19 protein-coding genes are annotated in these 18698 nt (G+C 33.5%); 11 read left to right on the forward strand and 8 right to left on the reverse strand.

The window, feature by feature from the left end; translation table 11 throughout:
• Window positions 1–6: 6 nt before the first annotated feature.
• The 3 genes from topA to QGM60_RS01380 form a co-directional block, all read right to left on the reverse strand.
• Window positions 7–2520, reverse strand: coding sequence for a type I DNA topoisomerase (topA, locus tag QGM60_RS01370; protein ID WP_281138436.1), 2514 nt, complete (start codon window positions 2518–2520; stop codon window positions 7–9).
• 159 nt (window positions 2521–2679) lie between these two features.
• A complete protein-coding gene (locus tag QGM60_RS01375; RefSeq protein ID WP_281138437.1) occupies window positions 2680–3114 on the reverse strand; it encodes a hypothetical protein in 435 nt (144 codons plus the stop codon).
• Window positions 3115–3159: 45 nt separating this feature from the next.
• Window positions 3160–3375, reverse strand: a complete 216-nt coding sequence (locus tag QGM60_RS01380; protein ID WP_281138438.1) for a hypothetical protein — start codon at window positions 3373–3375, stop codon at window positions 3160–3162.
• Between the two features lie 159 nt (window positions 3376–3534).
• On the opposite strand from QGM60_RS01380, the gene miaB reads away from it, so the two are divergent.
• The 8 genes from miaB (at window position 3535) to groL (ending at window position 11214) form a co-directional block, all read left to right on the forward strand.
• Window positions 3535–4980 carry a tRNA (N6-isopentenyl adenosine(37)-C2)-methylthiotransferase MiaB gene (gene miaB, locus QGM60_RS01385; protein ID WP_281138439.1) on the forward strand — a complete coding sequence of 482 codons (1446 nt, stop codon included), beginning with the start codon at window positions 3535–3537 and terminating at the stop codon, window positions 4978–4980.
• Window positions 4981–4992: 12 nt separating this feature from the next.
• Entirely contained in the window at window positions 4993–5922 is a 930-nt protein-coding gene (locus QGM60_RS01390; protein ID WP_281138440.1) for a hypothetical protein, read from the forward strand.
• Between the two features lie 2 nt (window positions 5923–5924).
• Window positions 5925–7193, forward strand: coding sequence for a sigma-54 dependent transcriptional regulator (locus QGM60_RS01395; RefSeq protein WP_281138441.1), 1269 nt, complete (start codon window positions 5925–5927; stop codon window positions 7191–7193).
• A gap of 78 nt (window positions 7194–7271) precedes the next feature.
• Window positions 7272–7778 carry an LptE family protein gene (locus QGM60_RS01400; protein ID WP_281138442.1) on the forward strand — a complete coding sequence of 169 codons (507 nt, stop codon included), beginning with the start codon at window positions 7272–7274 and terminating at the stop codon, window positions 7776–7778.
• A gap of 7 nt (window positions 7779–7785) precedes the next feature.
• Window positions 7786–8721 (forward strand): hypothetical protein, encoded by a 936-nt coding sequence (locus QGM60_RS01405; RefSeq protein WP_281138443.1) that lies wholly within the window; start codon window positions 7786–7788, stop codon window positions 8719–8721.
• 1 nt (window position 8722) lies between these two features.
• Window positions 8723–9064: a preprotein translocase subunit SecG gene (gene secG / locus QGM60_RS01410; RefSeq protein WP_281138444.1), complete on the forward strand. Its 342-nt coding sequence runs from the start codon at window positions 8723–8725 to the stop codon at window positions 9062–9064.
• Window positions 9065–9208: 144 nt separating this feature from the next.
• Complete coding sequence (locus QGM60_RS01415) at window positions 9209–9484, forward strand: co-chaperone GroES (RefSeq protein ID WP_281138445.1); 276 nt, start codon at window positions 9209–9211, stop codon at window positions 9482–9484.
• A gap of 101 nt (window positions 9485–9585) precedes the next feature.
• Entirely contained in the window at window positions 9586–11214 is a 1629-nt protein-coding gene (gene groL / locus QGM60_RS01420) for a chaperonin GroEL (RefSeq protein ID WP_281138446.1), read from the forward strand.
• A 373-nt stretch (window positions 11215–11587) separates the two neighbouring features.
• On the opposite strand, the gene QGM60_RS01425 is transcribed toward groL, so the two are convergent.
• The 4 genes from QGM60_RS01425 to xrtF form a co-directional block, all read right to left on the reverse strand.
• On the reverse strand, window positions 11588–12445 hold the full coding sequence (locus QGM60_RS01425) for an HAEPLYID family protein (RefSeq protein ID WP_281138447.1): 858 nt from the start codon (window positions 12443–12445) through the stop codon (window positions 11588–11590).
• 82 nt (window positions 12446–12527) lie between these two features.
• Window positions 12528–12914 (reverse strand): hypothetical protein, encoded by a 387-nt coding sequence (locus tag QGM60_RS01430; protein WP_281138448.1) that lies wholly within the window; start codon window positions 12912–12914, stop codon window positions 12528–12530.
• A 133-nt stretch (window positions 12915–13047) separates the two neighbouring features.
• The gene (locus QGM60_RS01435) at window positions 13048–13476 is read right to left on the reverse strand and encodes an exosortase F system-associated protein (RefSeq protein WP_281138449.1); all 429 of its coding nucleotides are present in this window, start codon (window positions 13474–13476) and stop codon (window positions 13048–13050) included.
• On the reverse strand, window positions 13469–14020 hold the full coding sequence (xrtF, locus tag QGM60_RS01440; protein WP_281138450.1) for an exosortase family protein XrtF: 552 nt from the start codon (window positions 14018–14020) through the stop codon (window positions 13469–13471). The genes QGM60_RS01435 and xrtF overlap by 8 nt, the downstream gene beginning before the upstream one ends.
• Before the next feature lie 95 nt (window positions 14021–14115).
• On the opposite strand from xrtF, the gene QGM60_RS01445 reads away from it, so the two are divergent.
• On the forward strand, window positions 14116–14571 hold the full coding sequence (locus QGM60_RS01445) for a GAF domain-containing protein (RefSeq protein WP_281138451.1): 456 nt from the start codon (window positions 14116–14118) through the stop codon (window positions 14569–14571).
• A gap of 43 nt (window positions 14572–14614) precedes the next feature.
• Here the strand turns inward: QGM60_RS01445 and QGM60_RS01450 are convergent, their stop codons facing one another.
• Complete coding sequence (locus tag QGM60_RS01450) at window positions 14615–15865, reverse strand: ABC transporter permease (RefSeq protein ID WP_281138452.1); 1251 nt, start codon at window positions 15863–15865, stop codon at window positions 14615–14617.
• 139 nt (window positions 15866–16004) lie between these two features.
• On the opposite strand from QGM60_RS01450, the gene purH reads away from it, so the two are divergent.
• The gene (purH, locus tag QGM60_RS01455) at window positions 16005–17534 is read left to right on the forward strand and encodes a bifunctional phosphoribosylaminoimidazolecarboxamide formyltransferase/IMP cyclohydrolase (protein WP_281138453.1); all 1530 of its coding nucleotides are present in this window, start codon (window positions 16005–16007) and stop codon (window positions 17532–17534) included.
• Between the two features lie 125 nt (window positions 17535–17659).
• Entirely contained in the window at window positions 17660–18688 is a 1029-nt protein-coding gene (locus QGM60_RS01460; RefSeq protein WP_281138454.1) for a rod shape-determining protein, read from the forward strand.
• Window positions 18689–18698 lie beyond the last annotated feature (10 nt).

Genomic DNA, 18698 nt, shown 5'->3' on the forward strand with positions numbered 1-18698 from the left:
ATAATATTACTTCTTTTTGGTCGTCGTTTTCTTTTTAGTAGTCTTTTTTCTTGTTGTTTTCTTTTTAGGAGTGTTTTTCTCAAGCAAAGCTTTTGCTTCTTCTAAAGTCATATCGCTAACATCAACTGTTTTTGCTAGCTCTACTTTTTGCTTACCTTTTATAACATTGTGTCTACCCCATCTTGCCTTCTCAACTCTAATACCTTCGTCTTCCCAAACGTGAATAAGTTTATCTTTTTCCTTTTGGATTTTGTCTTCGATCAAAGTTACAATGTCTTCTTCAGATAAATTGTCCCAATCGTATTTTTTATTCACATTTATGAACATGTTGTTCCACTTGATGAATGGCCCAAAACGTCCTTTTCCTTTTGTAACTTCTAAACCATCATAAATATATATAGGTGCATCAGCCTTTTCTTTCTCCTTAATATATATAATAGCTTCATCTAATTCTACACTTAAAGGATCTACACCCTTTGGTAACGAAACGAATTTTTCACCATATCTTACATATGGACCAAAACGTCCGTTATTAACCTCTACTTCATCATCTTTATAATGCCCCAAGGCTTTTGGTAGTTTGAAAAGGTCCATAGCCTCTTCAAAAGTTATAGAATTGAGTTGTTGATCTGGTGATAAACTAGCAAATTGAGGTTTTTCTTCTTCGTCTGCAGTTCCTATCTGAACCATCGGCCCGAATTTCCCTAAACGCACACTTACTTGACGACCAGTTTTAGGATCTGTTCCTAAAATACGTTCTCCAGACTCGCGCTCGGCATTTTCTTGAACATCTTCAACTTGTGGATGAAAGCCTTTATAGAAATCTTTCATCATTGCTCTCCAATCTTCTTTGCCTTCAGCTATATCATCAAAACTCTCTTCTACCTTCGCTGTGAAGTTGTAGTCTAAAATACTTTCAAAATGGTTCACTAAGAAATCGGTTACAATGAAACCAACATCTGTAGGTACTAATTTTCCTTTATTAGAACCTGTTTTTTCAGAAAGATTCTTTTCTTTTATTTTTTGATTTTCAAAAATCAGTTGTTTGTACTCACGCTCATCACCTTCATGAGTTCCTTTTTCTATATAATTTCTATTTTGAATTGTAGAAATTGTTGGTGCGTAAGTAGATGGACGACCAATACCTAATTCTTCCAACTGCTTTACCAATGACGCTTCGGTGAATCTTGCTGGTGGTCTTGTAAATCTTTCTGTTGCAGTAATATATTTATTACGTAAGTTTTCGCCAATTTTAAGATCTGGTAAAATACCTTCTTGCTCTACATCTTCATCATCTGTGCCTTCTAAGTAAACTTTTAAGAAACCATCAAAAGTTATGATCTCACCATTAGCTGTAAATTCCTCATCAACTTTATTTTTGGAGTTTACTTTTACTCTAAGGTTTGTACGTTCTAGCTCAGCATCACTCATTTGAGATGCAATAGCTCGTTTCCAAATTAAATCATACAATCTTGATTGATCGCGCTCAACATTTACAGTGTGGCTCGAAAAATCTGTAGGTCTTATAGCTTCGTGAGCTTCTTGCGCTCCTTTTGCTTTACCTTTATAATTCTGAGGTTTACTGTATTTTTCACCGTAAGCGGAAATAATTTCTTTCTCAGCTCCTTTTTTAGCCTCATCAGATAGGTTTACACTATCTGTTCTCATATAAGTAATAAGACCTGCTTCGTAAAGTCGCTGTGCATTACTCATTGTTCTACTTACCGAAAAACCTAATTTACGTGATGCTTCTTGTTGAAGTGTTGATGTTGTAAATGGTGCCGCTGGTGATTTTTTAGCAGGCTTCTTTTGTAAATCGGAAACTTGATACGTAGCCTCAATGTTATCATTTAAGAACTTTTCAGCTTCTTCTTTTGAATTGAAATTTTTTGGCAACTTAGCTTTAAAAGATGTTCCGTCTTCAGTGGTAAATTCAGCATCTACTCTATAAGAAGCTACGGCCTCAAAATTTTGTATATCTCTTTCGCGCTCAACTATTAATCTTACCGAAACAGATTGCACTCTACCAGCCGAAAGTCCGCCTTTTACTTTTCTCCATAATACTGGAGATAATTCATAACCTACAATTCTGTCTAATACACGTCTTGCTTGCTGTGCATCTACTAAATTATAATCGATACCTCTAGGGTTTTCAATTGCTTTATTGATAGCACTTTTAGTAATCTCGTGAAATACAATACGTTTTGTTTTGTCTTTATCTAAATCTAAAGACTCAAATAAATGCCAAGCAATAGCCTCACCCTCGCGATCCTCATCACTTGCTAACCAAACAATTTCTGCTTTCTTCGCTAAATCTTTTAGTTTCTTAACAACATCTTTCTTGTCTTTAGAAACGCGATATTCTGGTTTAAAATCTCCTTCTACATCTACACCTAATTCTTTGGAAGGCAAGTCGGCAATGTGTCCAAAACTAGACTCGACTTTATAATCTTTTCCTAGAAATTTTTCAATGGTTTTAGCCTTTGCAGGTGACTCTACTATTACTAGATTCTTTGGCATTCTTAACTTTTTTGAGGTTACAAATGTATATGAAAATTAATTTACAATCCTAATTTGGTCTGAAATCTGACACATTTTATCGTATTTTTAACTACTCATCAATGTAAAAAGCCTTACAAAGTGTAAGGCTTTAATATTTAAATCTAAGATTATATTTTATTAATATGTATAGTTTATTGACTCTTCAAATCCTTCTATATTGAGAACAACCTCTGTTGTCCCTTCTATTGATAATGAAGATAAATCAAAAGATTGACTCTTGGTTAAAACTGCTAGACAAGCTTCATTATTAAACAACTCTAGCTTTAAATAGCGTTGAGGCGGAAAAGACTCTGCAACACTACCAGAATCTATCAATGAAAGTTGCCAAGCATCTGCATCACAACCACTCGATGAAATTTCAATATTGAGACAATCACCTTCAATCTCATAATTCACAATACTGTAATTTGCTGACTCCGAATTTTCGTATGCTGTATTATCTACTATAACCAAAGTATCACAATCACTATAAATGACTTCATCTTCATCACACTGAAAATTAAAAAGCAATAAGCATAAGGCTAAAACCGAAAAAACTTTACTGTATTTCATAATTTAATGTTTTAAAAAAGATGAAAAACACATGAAAGGGTTGCGTTAAAAAGTAACCTTTTCATCTAAGTCCAACAAAGTATCACCTGAGTCAGGATCAGAATTAAAACCAATAATATCTTTATATATAAGGTATGGAGGCAAGTAACTAAACGATGCTGTGACATAAATCCCAACAAAACACATTAAAAACCCAATAATACTAGCTACCATTCCACCAACGAATAAAAGTCCGAATGTTATCAACCATTTTTTGTTCAAAATCTGAAGTTCTCATAATATTAAATTGGTTAGTACCTCAAAAGAAATCTATTTTCAGCAAAAATTCAAATAAAATATTACAACTGCCACTTTGTCACAATCAATAAAATAATCATATCTTTGCATGCTTATTGAGAATTGAAAAATTCATTTTAGCTGATGGAAAAGACTATAGACGAAAATAAACAAGGAGAAGCCTTAATACTAGACCAAAAAGACGGTAACCAACGTAAACTTTTTATTGAAAGTTATGGTTGCGCTATGAACTTTAGCGATAGTGAAATTGTAGCTTCAATCCTTTCCGAACAAGGTTTTAACACTACTCAAAATCTTGAGGAAGCTGATCTTGTTTTAGTAAACACCTGCTCTATTAGAGACAAAGCAGAACAAACGGTAAGAAAGCGTTTAAAACAATACAATACTGTAAAACGTATTAATCCAAATATGAAAGTTGGAGTACTTGGTTGTATGGCAGAACGTCTTAAAACTAAATTTTTAGACGAAGAAAAAATAGTAGACCTTGTTGTTGGTCCTGATGCTTACAAAGATTTACCTAATCTTTTAGCTGAAGTAGATGAAGGTAGAGATGCTATAAACGTTATTCTTTCTAAAGAAGAAACATATGGAGATATTTCTCCCGTTAGATTAAACAGTAATGGTGTTACGGCTTTTGTTTCTATAACTCGTGGTTGTGATAATATGTGCACATTCTGTGTTGTACCATTTACTCGTGGTAGAGAACGTAGTAGAGATCCTCAAAGTATTATTGAAGAAATAAACGAATTATGGGCTCAAGGCTATAAAGAAATCACACTTTTAGGTCAGAATGTAGACAGCTACCTTTGGTATGGTGGTGGACTTAAAAAAGATTTTGAAAAAGCTTCAGATTTTCAAAAAGCTACCGCTGTAAACTTTGCTAAGCTTTTGGAAATGGCTGCAAAAGCACAACCAAAAATGCGTATTCGTTTCTCGACATCCAATCCACAAGATTTTACTATGGATGTTATTGAAACTATGGCGAAGTACAACAACATCTGTAAGCATATTCATTTACCTGTTCAGAGTGGAAGTGATCGAATATTAAAAGAAATGAACAGACTTCACACACGTGAAGAATATTTTGAAATTATAGATAACATCAAACAATTAATACCTGATTGTTCCATAAGCCAAGATATTATTGCTGGTTTTCCAACGGAAACAGAGGAAGATCACCAAGACACATTGAGCTTAATGGAATATGTAAAATATAATTTCGGTTATATGTTTGTCTATTCTGAACGCCCTGGAACTTTGGCTGGCCGTAAAATGGAAGACGATGTTCCTGAAGAAGTAAAAAAACGAAGACTTACAGAAATTGTAAATCTACAGAGAAAGCATAGCGCTTTAAGAACTGAACAACACCTCAACAAAACAGTTGAAATTCTTATCGAAAAAGAATCTAAAAAATCTGATCTGCACTGGTCTGGCAGAACTTCTGATAATACCGTTGCCGTATTCCCTAAAGAGAATTACAAAGTTGGTGATTTTGTAAATGTTCATATTTCAGATTGTACAAGTGCCACACTCATTGGTGAAGCCGTGGGTTATTCAGAAAATAATTAAACAAACAAAACAATGAAGAAAATACTATTTATATTATTATCACTAACCTTGATAACCTCTTGTGACAACGAACCTATAGACCCAGAATTAACTGGAGAAACTGGTGGCAATAATGGTGGTGGCAATAACGGAAATACGAGTGAAGAATTTTTAGCATTATCTAGCTATTCATATAATACAAATACCAATGTTCCATTTTTTGGTGAAATTGTAGTTGACATTGATTACACTTTCAACTCAGATAATTTACTCGATGGGTTTATAACTGATTCACCTGTTTTTGGACAAGAAATTATAACAAATACTACAGTTACTAGAGATGCTAACAATAATATTATAGAAACTAACACCTATTATCAAGGCAGCTTAAGTGACGTTACAACTATAACATATAACGGATCTGGACAAATAACCCAAATTGCATATAACGATATAGAATCTGACGATGAGGATTATGAATTTAACTATACTTATAGCGGTAGTGAAATCACTAAAACTGAAGTAGGTTCTGATATTGTTACTGTTTACACTTTTAACGGAAACGGCAGATTGGTTAAGAAGGAGTCCTTTATAAATGACAGCTCAATTCAGCTTGAAATATTGAATTATGATAGTAATGGCAATGTAGTTTCTTCAGTAATGTCGGGTGAAATAAATACTACTTCAAGTTATATTTATGACTCAAATGACAACCCGCTGTTAGAACCTTTTCAAGCCAGAGATCAATATAGTATTATCGGAGATTATTATGACGATCAATCAGGCAATAGTATAGCGCATTTTGGCGGTTCAAATAATTGGACTGGTGTTATTTCTGATAGTTCAGAGTATAATTTTACAATCACTTATGATAGTGACAATAGAATACTAACTCGCAACGGTTCATTTGGTGATGCTGAAGTTCAAATTTCCCAAGATGAAATTTTCACTTACGTTAATTAATTATGGAATCGGTACAAGCTATTAAACAACGCTTTGGTATTATAGGGAACGACCCTAAACTTAACCGTGCCATAGAAAAAGCAATACAAGTTGCTCCTACTGATATTTCGGTATTAGTTACTGGTGAAAGCGGTGTTGGTAAAGAAAGTATCCCAAAAATAATACACCAACTTTCACATAGAAAACACGGCAAATACATTGCAGTAAACTGTGGTGCTATTCCTGAAGGCACCATAGACAGTGAACTTTTTGGTCATGAAAAAGGAGCATTTACAGGTGCCACACAAACACGATCTGGTTATTTTGAAGTTGCAGATGGTGGTACAATATTTTTAGATGAAGTTGGCGAATTACCATTAACAACGCAAGTACGCTTACTTCGTGTTTTGGAAAATGGTGAATTTATAAAAGTGGGTTCTAGTAAAGTTCAAAAAACCAATGTAAGAATTGTGGCAGCGACAAACGTTAACATGTTTGAAGCTATAAAAAAAGAAAAATTCAGAGAGGATCTTTATTACAGGTTAAGTACAGTAGAAATCAACCTACCTCCACTTAGAGATCGTAAAGATGATATTCATTTATTGTTTAGAAAATTTGCGAGCGATTTTGCATTAAAATATAAAATGCCAACCGTAAAGCTGAACGATGATGCTGTCAATCTACTTTTAAAATACCGTTGGAACGGTAACATTCGTCAACTAAGAAACGTTGCTGAGCAAATTTCTGTTTTAGAGCAAAACCGTTCAATTAACGCTTCTACTTTACAGAATTATTTACCAAACACAGGAAGTACGCTTCCAGCTGTAGTAAGCTCTTCAAAATCTGAAAGTGATTTCAGTAGTGAAAGAGAGATTTTATACAAGGTGCTTTTTGATATGAAAAGTGACCTGAACGATCTAAAGAAGCTAACCATGGAATTGATGAAAAATGGTAGTGCTTCAGATGTACAAAAAGACAACGAGCATCTTATTCAAAAAATTTATGGTAACGACAATGATGATGATGATTTTGAAAATGCTGTTGAAGATTTAGAAGTTCTATCTATACCAGAACATTCCGAGGTTAATGAGTCTGTTTCTTCAGATGTTGAAGACAAGTACCATTTTGCTGAAGAAATTGAAGAAGAAGAAACCTTATCTTTACAAGACAAGGAATTAGAGTTGATAAAAAAATCTCTAGAACGTCATAACGGTAAACGCAAATTAGCTGCTGCAGAGCTTGGTATTAGCGAACGCACGCTTTACAGAAAAATTAAACAGTACGATCTTTAAGACAAATTTATGAAGGTTGCAAAAATATGAAGCGTCACAAAATCGTTTCTTTGAAAAAGCAATCTAATCACATATAAAATGAAATATTTAAAATACATCTTTGCTCTGTTAGTCTTAACGACGCTTACTAACTGTAACGTTCAGTATTCTTTTACAGGAGCCCAAGTTGGAAACGCAAAGACTTTTCAGGTGAATTTCTTTCAGAATAATGCCGATTTAGTAGAGCCTGGATTGGATATTGATTTCACAAATGCTTTGCAAGATTATATACAAAACCAAACAAGTTTATCTTTAGTAAATTCTGGTGGAGATCTAATCTATGAAGGAGAAATAACCGAATATAGAATTGCTCCAATGACAGCGACAGCACAAAACACAGCTGCCCAAAACCGGTTAACCGTCTCTGTAAATGTTAGATATTTCAACATGAAGGATACCGAAAAAGATTTTGAAAAGAATTTCTCCTTCTTTTATGATTATCCTGCAAATGCGCAACTTATAGGAGGTACAAAAGATGAAGCTTTTGAAGTTATCTTTGAGCGTCTAACCCAAGATATTTTTAATGCATCTTTAGCAAACTGGTAATTTATTTATGCAAAACCAAGAACTAACATATCTTTTACAACATCCTGAAGCGGTTACCGCTACTCAGGTAGAAGCGTTACGTTCTAAAATTGAAGAATTCCCATATTTTCAGCCTTTAAGAGCTTTATATCTCAAAGGTTTAAAACAGAAAGAGAGTTACAAGTACAACAATAGCTTAAAAATTACTGCAGCTTACACGGCTGACAGAAGTGTTCTTTTCGATTATATAACTTCAGATATTTTCACTCAGAATGAAATATCTCAACAAATAAAACAGAATTCTGAAGTTATTAAATCTTATGAAGTTAATGATATAGATGACATTTCGGTAAACAAAAGTGTTACTATTGATGAAGCCTTAAAAGAACATATAAAATCTACTGAAGGTGTTTTAGATCCCGATTTGTTTAAGGCCAAACCAATCGACACCTCTTTAACACCTGAAGAACCTGCAAAACTTGAAGATTCTATTATAGCTGTTGATGTAAAAAACATTACACCTGAAGAAAAACTGAACATAGGTAAACCGCTAGATTTTGACAAAAATGAAAGTCACTCTTTTGTAGAGTGGTTAAAAATCACAAGCTTTAAACCTATAGTTAGAGAGGAAGAGTCAGAACAAGAGGAAGCAGTTGAAAATGAAATTTCTACACCTCCTTTACAGAATAAATTAGATATCATTGATAAGTTTATTAGTGAAAACCCTAAAATAAAACCTGTAAAAAAAGATCATACACCAAAACCCAAATTAGTAAACAATGACGATGATGTTTCAGAAAGCATTATGACTGAGACTCTTGCTCGTATATACTTAGAGCAAAAAAACTATGATAAAGCTATTCAATCTTACAAAATTTTAAGTTTGAAATATCCAGAAAAAAGTAGTTTCTTTGCAGACCAAATAAAATTGGTACAAGAATTAAAAGATAATAACACAATATAAAATGAGTGCATTTACAATATTTTTAGTTTTAATCGTAATCGTTGCATTTTTGCTCGTAGTAGTAATCATGGTACAAAACCCTAAAGGTGGAGGTTTATCATCATCGTTTGGTGGTGGTGGTACACAACAATTAGGAGGAGTTAAGAAAACAGGTGACTTCTTAGATAAGAGTACTTGGTTTTTAGCTACTGCTTTAATTGTTTTGATTTTAGCATCTAACCTGACTATTGACACACGTTCTTCAATAGAATCTAAAGCTTACGATGCTGATGAAACTACAACTATGCCAGTTACACCATCTACTAACGATTCTGGTACTGCAATTGATACAACTCAAGGTTAAATAAACCTTTTATATACAATATTTTAAAGCCAGCTAGATAGCTGGCTTTTTTATTTCTGCAAGTTTGTCAGTCCTTCTGACTTGGCATAATTTTCGAAATACGCTAAAGCGTAATTTAATAAACAACTAAAAACATTATAACAAATGGGCTTAAACATTAAACCTTTAGCAGACCGCGTTCTGGTAGAACCAATGGAAGCTGAAACTAAAACAGCTTCAGGGATTATCATTCCTGATAATGCAAAAGAGAAACCACAAAAAGGAACTGTTGTCGCTGTTGGCAATGGAAAAAAAGATGAACCTTTAACAGTAAAAGTTGGTGATACTGTACTTTATGGAAAATACGGTGGCACAGAACTTAAACTTGAAGGTAAAGACTATTTAATGATGCGCGAAAGCGACATATTAGCAATTGTATAAAACTTTAGCTATTAGCCTTTGGCTAATAGCATCTTAAAATTAATTAATAAACGTGTAAGCTAATAGCGAATAGCTATAGGCAAAAGCTAAAAATTTAAGAAATGGCAAAAGATATAAAATTTGATATTGAAGCACGCGACGGCCTTAAACGTGGTGTTGATGCTTTAGCAAACGCAGTAAAAGTAACTTTAGGACCTAAAGGTCGTAACGTAATTATTGGAAAATCATTTGGTGGACCATCAGTAACTAAAGATGGTGTGTCTGTAGCAAAAGAAATTGAGCTAGAAGACGAGCTTGAAAATATGGGAGCACAAATGGTAAAAGAAGTAGCTTCTAAAACCAATGATTTAGCTGGTGACGGAACAACTACTGCAACAGTATTGGCACAAGCTATCGTAAAAGAAGGTTTAAAAAACGTAGCTGCTGGTGCTAACCCAATGGACTTAAAAAGAGGTATTGACAAGGCTGTTGAAGCTATTGTTGCTAATCTAGATAAACAATCTCAAAAAGTTGGTAGCTCTTCAGAGAAGATAAAACAAGTCGCTTCTATTTCTGCTAACAATGATGATGTTATTGGCGATTTAATTGCAACTGCATTTGGTAAAGTTGGAAAAGAAGGTGTTATTACTGTTGAAGAAGCAAAAGGTCTTGACACTTATGTTGATGTTGTTGAAGGTATGCAGTTTGACAGAGGTTACTTATCTCCTTACTTCGTTACAGATTCTGATAAAATGGTGGCTGATTTAGAAAATCCATACATTTTATTATTCGACAAGAAGATTTCTAACTTACAAGAAATCCTTCCAATTTTAGAGCCAGTTGCACAATCTGGTCGCCCGTTATTAATTATTGCAGAAGATGTTGAAGGACAAGCTTTAGCAACTTTAGTTGTAAATAAATTAAGAGGTGGTCTTAAAATTGCTGCTGTTAAGGCACCTGGTTTTGGTGACAGACGTAAAGCAATGTTAGAAGATATTGCCATCTTAACTGGTGGTACTGTAATTTCTGAGGAAAGAGGTTTCTCATTAGAAAATGCAGATTTATCAATGTTAGGTACTGCTGAAACTGTAACAATTGACAAAGACAATACAACTATTGTTAATGGTGAAGGTAAAGCTGCTGACATCAAAGCTCGTGTTAACCAAATTAAAGCTCAGATAGAAACAACAACTTCTGATTATGATAAAGAAAAACTTCAAGAACGCTTAGCTAAATTAGCAGGTGGTGTTGCTGTACTTTATGTAGGTGCTGCTTCTGAAGTTGAAATGAAAGAAAAGAAAGATCGTGTTGATGATGCTCTACATGCTACACGTGCTGCTGTAGAAGAAGGTATTGTTGCTGGTGGTGGTGTTGCTTTAGTGAGAGCTAAAAAGACTTTAGAAAAAATCACAACTGATAACTTAGATGAAACTACAGGTGTACAAATCGTGAACAAAGCTATTGAAGCTCCTTTACGTACCATCGTAGAAAATGCTGGTGGTGAAGGCTCTGTAGTTATTAACAAAGTTCTAGAAGGTAAAAAAGATTTTGGTTACGATGCAAAATCCGAACAATATGTAGATATGCTTAAAGCAGGGATTATAGATCCTAAAAAAGTAACGCGTATTGCTTTAGAAAATGCTGCTTCTGTAGCTGGTATGATCTTAACTACCGAGTGTGCTTTAGTAGACATCAAAGAAGATGAACCAGCTATGCCACCAATGGGAGGCGGAATGCCAGGCATGATGTAATTCGTAGCATGGACAAGTATTGAACTCACCGTTACTGATATGTTGAGTTTTAATATATAAAAACAAAAGCCTTTGGTGAAAATCAAGGGCTTTTGTTTTAAATAATAATTACTAAAATATAAAACCACCTCTTTTGGAGGTGGTATAATAATCTTACTTACCAAAAAATGAGGCTTATACTTTGATAAACCGTCCACAAATTACTTCTTCTTTGGAGAAGCCTGTGGAGTCTTCTTAGGCGCTTGTTTTGCCACTGAAGGTTTGCCTTTAGACTTTGTTTGTCCCATAACTTATATGTTTTAAAAGAACATATTAAAGGTACTTATAAAGTAAATCCGTGATATTTTCATTGGCAAATATTTAACTAAAATATTTAGTGCCTATGCTTTGGCTCCCATATAAGCCTAAGAAACGAACTAAACCTTTCATTTTCTCTACTTATAGGAACTCCTGCTATGATGCCTATCATCAGATCATCTGCTATCCCCAACCGCATTTGCGGACGCAACGTCATATCAAAATCACCTCCATCAAATGTCTTATTAAATTCAATACCTAGGAAATTTCTAGTTCCTGTTATCATATAATGAAAACTTGTATTAATATCATAGGTTGTATGGAATTCATTTGTACTAAAATCCTGCCCAATCATTGGCCCTGTATATATTAATGAATGAAAATTATTCCCCCAACGTTTCGCTACAACAAGAAAAGGATTATAAACATTTCCTTTTATAAAAGGTTTACCAAAATCTCTAAAACTAGATAACTCAAATTCATTGATATAGCCTATTGCCATAGAAGTAGCCATTGGTTCACTTACAAAAAATGACCATTGAGCTGCTACTTTTATGCTGTTAAGTTGATTAGAAGGAATGTCACTTCTAGGGGTTCCATTTATGGGTGAATAAAACGTAAAAGGCAGCTCTACCTCTAGCCCTAACCTATCCATTGGTGCCCATTCATACTCTATAAGGGCTTCATAAGAATCAAAGTCTGTATTATCCGTAAGTCCTAATCCAAGGTTCCATTCTCGCTCCCCTTTTCTAGCTCCTAAATCCCGTATTAAATCAATATACAAAGGTTCTGCGTGTAGAACTTTAGCTGGTTCTTTATCTTTTTCTACTTCTTGAATATAAATGCTATCTTTTAGTGTCTCTTTATTTTGAGCAAAAGCATAAGGTGATGATACCAATATAATTATTAGCATCAGTATTTTATTGATGTTCATTTTGATTTGTTTATTATGTATTAAAAATTTACCCAATACATTTTATAGAGTATTGGACTAAAAAAGTCTTATAAAAAACAAATCAAACTTTAGGCGGTGGACTATCTATTTCCTTAAAACCATTGGCTAAATGAGAACTGTAGTCTAGGAAATTATTTTTCTTTTCGGTTAGCCAGAAGTGCGACTTAGCTTCATTATCTGAGTCTAGGTAAACCAAAAAGTCAATCTTAGAATTCTTTTTTGTATTATGATCTTCGGAATCATAATCGTCATATTCTTGTATGGCATCTTCGTAGCCTAATACCTTTTCTAGAATAAATTCAATTATACTTTCTTGATCATTAAACGATAAATCTTCAGGAATATATTCTGGGTTAGGGTCTGCCGCATCAACACTTATATTGAGAAAATAAAGTCCCATGAAACCCCAAAGAATTTTAGAAAAAAGGCTATTTCTTATACTTTCCATTGCATTTCAAAACTAAAACTTATACTACATTTTTCATAGCAATATGCTCTTTAAGTTTTTAAAAAAACATTTAAAAACTTAATTTAATGTTTTTCAGATAGTTAAATTCACTTATGGGACAGACACCAATAAATTAGCGATGAATTTTATGATAGTAAAAAGCAGGTAATAGCAGTATAAATAAAATTGGCTGAATCAGAAAACGCCTAATATTAAAGAATAAATAATAATCTTCTTGCTTTGGATTAATGACAAAATATAAAAAAGGAATAATCAAAAGGATATAAGCCACACTGAAAATAATGACTGAAAATTTCAAAATACCTTTATCCCTAAAAACCAAATACAAAATTCCTAATGAAATAATTGAATTTAAAACAAAACGTAAAGTTGTATTTAAAACCAATTTTACAACTTCTCGCCTTGGACTATCCATGTGCAAATAATCATTTTCAAAAAAAGTGAGGTAAGGATCATAAAACAAAACATCTTCAAATGCTCTTATAAAAACCAAAAGCAAGAGCAGAACTCCTATCAAAATAAATCTTAAAGCTTTATGCATTGGTTTTTAATTTTTTCGAAAATCGGTTAACCCAAACCATCCAAAGTATAAAAACCACACCGTAAATAAGCATCGGAAAAATCACCTTGTGTAGTAGCTCTTGATGCTCTGGATAATGATACAATCCTATAGACAATATCACAATTCTCATAATGTTAAAGACATAAATAATAATGCTTCCTGCAAAACAATAGATTAGTGTTGTTTTCCAACTTCCTGAAAAAGCTACTACAAATGCAATAAATAAAATAATGATACTTACAGCATTACATCCTTCTATTACTCTTGCTACAAATTCACCGTTGATAATAACTTTTATAGAGGGCTCATTAGAGTGAGGTAATATACTTGCATTATATCCAAATCCGTTAATTACTGTATTAGTCTGCCTTGCTACTAAATTAGTGATATAATCAGGATAAAATTGCGAACCATCTGAAAACTTCAGGTATAAATGATACTCTAAAATCAACATTCCATAAACTACCAAAAAGGTGACAATAAACCGAATAACTAATTTATATTTTGATATTAGAGCTCTCAAGTAAAGACTATGTTAGTTTGGTGTTAAATTTATAAAAACAGTATCTCAAAATAGATCATTTTAAAATACTTTTGCAAAAAAGCTTTAAGGAAACAATGACATTACAAGAATTAAAACCACAAGTTAAGTCTATTATTGCTCAACAAGATGTTGATGTTGATGCGCAATTATTGAAAATTTGCGAACTCTTAGAAGCAAATGTTGATTATTATAATTGGGTAGGTTTTTATTTTAAAAATGGAGATAAAGACGAACTAAAGCTTGGGCCATATGTTGGTGAACCAACAGACCATACTATTATTCCATTCGGAAAAGGTATTTGCGGACAAGTTGCCGTAAGTAACAAGAACTTTGTAGTGCCAGATGTTTCTGCTCAAGACAATTACATTGCTTGTAGTATTACAGTGAAAGCGGAAATTGTAATACCAGTTTTTGTTAATGGTGAAAATGTTGGGCAAATAGATATTGACTCTAACACTCCAGATCCTTTTACAGAAGATGATGAAAGATTTCTAGAATTTGTTTGTAAGCAAGTTGCTAAATTGCTCTAAAGTGTAATTTAACTTAATTACTGCTTACTGCTTACTAAAAATACTACATACCAGTCCTAATAGCTTCCACAGGATCTAGTTTTGAAGCAGATATAGCTGGAATAACTCCAGATATTAACCCGATTAATGTAGAAAGCCCAAAGCCAATAAACATATTCCAGAATGAAAGAACGAAGGTGAAGTCCTCTACCACGTTATTCATTATCATGGCTATTCCCCAAACCAAAAACAGACCAACCAAACCACCAACAACAGCTAAAATTACCGCTTCAAATAAAAACTGAAATAATATAAACCTGTTTTTAGCTCCCAAAGACTTTTGAATACCAATAAGATTGGTACGCTCTTTTACACTTACAAACATAATATTGGCAATTCCAAATCCACCTACTAAAAGAGAAAATGCGCTTATAACCCAACCTACAGCATTTAATCCAGAGATAATGGCATCAATGAAAGTCACTAAACCGGATAATTTATTGACAAAGAAATCATCATCTTCATCAGCTTTAAGACCTCTGTAGGCTCTAAATTTTTGTTTTAGTACCTGTTCAAAGGCACCAACATCTACACCTTTTTCTGGTTTTATAACCACAGCACCAGGTAAACCATCAACTCCTCCATTTCTAAAACGACGCACAAAATTGGCAGGCACAAAAGCTTTATCATCTGGTGAATCACCCATTCCTGCTCCATATTTTTTCAAAACACCTATTACCGTAAGCTTTCTACCAAAAATTCTGATGACTTTTCCAATTGGGTTTAAATCATCAAAAAGGTTTTCTGCCAAATTAGTGCCTAGTACCACAACAGGAGCTCCTGTATCAGATTCTAATTCAGAATAAAAACGTCCATTTTCAATTTTTAAATCATCTATGGCATAAATTCCATGTGAGACTGGCGTCACATTAACATTAGAAATTGTCTCAGCCTGATAGCGTACAGTTTCACTTCCACCAAAGATTACATAAGCCGCCTCTTCAATGTCTGGTACATTTCGTCTTATAAACTCATAATCATCGTGATCTACCTGTGGAAAATTATCACGCTTCCAACGTGGCACTTCGCTAGGTCCAAAAGAAAATTTGGTTAAGTAAATGGTATTCTTATCAAGTCCTGAAAGATTTTCTTTAATGTTTCTATCCAAAGAATCCACAGCTGCCAAAACAGCAATTATAGAAAAGATACCAACCGTGACTCCTAAAAGAGATAAAAATGTACGTAACTTGTTATTTCTAAGCGCATTTAGCGCAAAAGAAAAACTTTCTTTAAATACCCTTAAATAGACAAGCATGTATTGGCTGTTTTAAAACAATTTAAAGATAGGACGTTTTCAACAATTTATTGTTACAAAAAACTTAAAGAAACTGTATTTTACTATAAGCTTTTCTTTGGTAATATGTGTATTTTTGCGGCATCAACAACACAACATTATGACTAACAAAACCATTTCATCGGCACTTATTTCTGTATTCAGTAAGGATGGATTAGCACCAATTGTAAAAAAATTAAACGATCTTAATGTAACCATCTACTCTACTGGTGGTACAGAGAAATTTATAAAGGATTTAGGTATAGATGTGGTACCTGTAGAAGACGTTACGTCTTACCCTTCAATTTTAGGTGGTAGAGTAAAAACTTTGCATCCAAAGGTTTTTGGTGGAATTCTTAACCGCCAAAACCATGATGGTGATGTTGCTGAATTAAAGGAATATGACATTCCACAAATAGATTTGGTTATTGTTGATCTATATCCTTTTGAAAAAACAGTAGCTTCAGGAGCTAGTAACCAAGATATTATTGAAAAAATCGATATAGGTGGTATATCTTTAATTAGAGCTGCTGCTAAAAATTATGCTGATGTTACTTGTGTATCTTCAGTTGATGATTATGCTGAATTTTTAGAGTTACTTGAAACTAAAAATGGTGAAACTTCAGAAGAAGACAGAAAGCGTTTTGCTTCAAAAGCATTTAATGTATCCTCTCACTACGATTCTGCTATTTTTAACTATTTCAATAAAAACGAAGAAGAAACGGTTTTAAAAATTAGCGAGACCAAAGGAAAAGTGTTGCGTTATGGAGAAAATCCACATCAAAAAGGATTTTTCTTCGGTCATTTTGATGCAATGTTTACCAAACTTCACGGTAAAGAACTAAGCTACAACAACCTTCTTGATGTTGATGCAGCTGTAAATCTCATATTAGAATTTAAAGGTGAAGCTCCTACTTTTGCCATCTTAAAACATAATAATGCTTGTGGTTTTGCACAAAGAGATACTATTCATCAAGCCTATATAGATGCATTGGCTGGAGATCCTGTTTCTGCTTTTGGAGGTATTTTAATTTCAAATACAGAAATCGACAAAGCAACTGCTGAAGAAATTCATAAGTTATTCTGTGAGGTTGTAATTGCACCTTCATTTAGTGACGAAGCTTTAGAGATTTTAAAAGGAAAGAAAAATAGAATCCTTTTAATTTTAAATGATGTTGAATTATCTGAAAAAACTGTTAGAACATGTTTAAATGGTGTTTTAGTTCAAGATAAAGATAACAAAACCGACAGCCTTGAAGATTTAAGTACAGCCACCACAAAAGCGCCTACAGATGCTGAAAAAGAAGATTTAATTTTTGCTTCAAAACTTTGTAAACACACCAAATCTAACACTATAGTTTTAGCCAAAAACAAACAACTTTTAGCAAGCGGAACAGGCCAAACAAGTAGAGTCGACGCATTAAACCAAGCTATTCATAAAGCTAAATCTTTCAATTTTGACTTAGAAGGTGCTGTTATGGCAAGTGATGCGTTTTTCCCTTTCCCTGACTGCGTAGAGATTGCTGACAATGCTGGAATTACTGCGGTTATTCAACCTGGCGGATCAATTAAAGATGAGTTGAGCATTAATTATTGTAACGACAATAACGTGGCTATGGTCTTTACAGGAACACGTCATTTTAAGCATTAAAAGCGGGTCAGAAAAAAATAATGTAATAAACGTCCATAATCATTAAATTATCGTATAATTTATTACATTTACAGATAATCGCAAGAAGTAGACAAAATAACCCAAAATAATTATAAGTACAGCGCATGGGATTTTTTGATTTCCTAACCGAAGAAATAGCCATTGATTTAGGAACCGCAAACACACTAATAATACACAACGATAAGGTTGTTGTTGACAACCCTTCTATAGTAGCAAGAGACCGCATTAGCGGAAAAATCATAGCAGTTGGTAAAGAAGCCAACATGATGCAAGGAAAAACGCATGAAAACATTAAAACCATCAGACCTTTGAAAGATGGTGTTATTGCAGATTTTGATGCATCTGAGCAAATGATTAGTATGTTTATAAAAAACATACCCGCTCTAAAGAAAAAGTTTTTTAATCCTGCACTTAGGATGGTGGTTTGTATTCCTTCTGGAATTACCGAAGTGGAAATGCGTGCTGTAAAAGAATCTTGTGAACGTGTTAATGGTAAAGAAGTTTACTTAATTCATGAGCCAATGGCTGCGGCAATCGGTATTGGTGTTGATATTATGCAACCAAAAGGAAACATGATTGTTGACATAGGTGGTGGAACTACTGAAATTGCGGTTATTGCACTTGGTGGTATTGTTTGTGATAAATCTGTAAAAGTTGCTGGTGATGTATTCACTAACGACATCATTTATTACATGCGTACACAACACAACTTATACGTTGGTGATAGAACAGCTGAAAAAATAAAAATACAAATTGGTGCTGCAACGGAAGATTTAGAATTACCACCTGAAGACATGAGTGTTCAAGGTCGTGATTTATTGACTGGTAAACCTAAGCAAGTCAATATCTCTTACCGTGAAATTGCTAAAGCATTAGATAAATCAATTCTACGAATTGAAGATTCTGTTATGGAAACTCTATCTCAGACTCCACCAGAACTGGCTGCAGATATTTATAACACAGGTATCTATTTAGCAGGTGGTGGATCTATGTTACGCGGCTTAGACAAACGTCTGTCTCAAAAAACAGACTTACCAGTTTACATTGCTGAAGATCCTTTAAGAGCTGTTGTTAGAGGTACAGGAATCGTACTAAAAAACTTATCTAAATACAAAAGCGTATTGATAAAATAAGAAGTAAATA

The organism is Winogradskyella sp. SYSU M77433, assembly GCF_029911945.1.
Lineage (GTDB): Bacteria > Bacteroidota > Bacteroidia > Flavobacteriales > Flavobacteriaceae > Winogradskyella.

Excerpts from the sequence above, each read along its gene's own strand:
- topA (WP_281138436.1), bottom strand. The coding sequence starts at position 2,520 with ATGCCAAAGAATCTAGTAATAGTAGAGTCACCTGCAAAGGCTAAAACC.
- QGM60_RS01375 (WP_281138437.1), bottom strand. The coding sequence starts at position 3,114 with ATGAAATACAGTAAAGTTTTTTCGGTTTTAGCCTTATGCTTATTGCTT.
- miaB (WP_281138439.1), top strand. The coding sequence starts at position 3,535 with ATGGAAAAGACTATAGACGAAAATAAACAAGGAGAAGCCTTAATACTA.
- QGM60_RS01390 (WP_281138440.1), top strand. The coding sequence starts at position 4,993 with ATGAAGAAAATACTATTTATATTATTATCACTAACCTTGATAACCTCT.
- QGM60_RS01395 (WP_281138441.1), top strand. The coding sequence starts at position 5,925 with ATGGAATCGGTACAAGCTATTAAACAACGCTTTGGTATTATAGGGAAC.
- QGM60_RS01400 (WP_281138442.1), top strand. The coding sequence starts at position 7,272 with ATGAAATATTTAAAATACATCTTTGCTCTGTTAGTCTTAACGACGCTT.
- QGM60_RS01405 (WP_281138443.1), top strand. The coding sequence starts at position 7,786 with ATGCAAAACCAAGAACTAACATATCTTTTACAACATCCTGAAGCGGTT.
- secG (WP_281138444.1), top strand. The coding sequence starts at position 8,723 with ATGAGTGCATTTACAATATTTTTAGTTTTAATCGTAATCGTTGCATTT.
- QGM60_RS01415 (WP_281138445.1), top strand. The coding sequence starts at position 9,209 with ATGGGCTTAAACATTAAACCTTTAGCAGACCGCGTTCTGGTAGAACCA.
- groL (WP_281138446.1), top strand. The coding sequence starts at position 9,586 with ATGGCAAAAGATATAAAATTTGATATTGAAGCACGCGACGGCCTTAAA.
- QGM60_RS01425 (WP_281138447.1), bottom strand. The coding sequence starts at position 12,445 with ATGAACATCAATAAAATACTGATGCTAATAATTATATTGGTATCATCA.
- QGM60_RS01430 (WP_281138448.1), bottom strand. The coding sequence starts at position 12,914 with ATGGAAAGTATAAGAAATAGCCTTTTTTCTAAAATTCTTTGGGGTTTC.
- QGM60_RS01435 (WP_281138449.1), bottom strand. The coding sequence starts at position 13,476 with ATGCATAAAGCTTTAAGATTTATTTTGATAGGAGTTCTGCTCTTGCTT.
- QGM60_RS01445 (WP_281138451.1), top strand. The coding sequence starts at position 14,116 with ATGACATTACAAGAATTAAAACCACAAGTTAAGTCTATTATTGCTCAA.
- QGM60_RS01450 (WP_281138452.1), bottom strand. The coding sequence starts at position 15,865 with ATGCTTGTCTATTTAAGGGTATTTAAAGAAAGTTTTTCTTTTGCGCTA.
- purH (WP_281138453.1), top strand. The coding sequence starts at position 16,005 with ATGACTAACAAAACCATTTCATCGGCACTTATTTCTGTATTCAGTAAG.
- QGM60_RS01460 (WP_281138454.1), top strand. The coding sequence starts at position 17,660 with ATGGGATTTTTTGATTTCCTAACCGAAGAAATAGCCATTGATTTAGGA.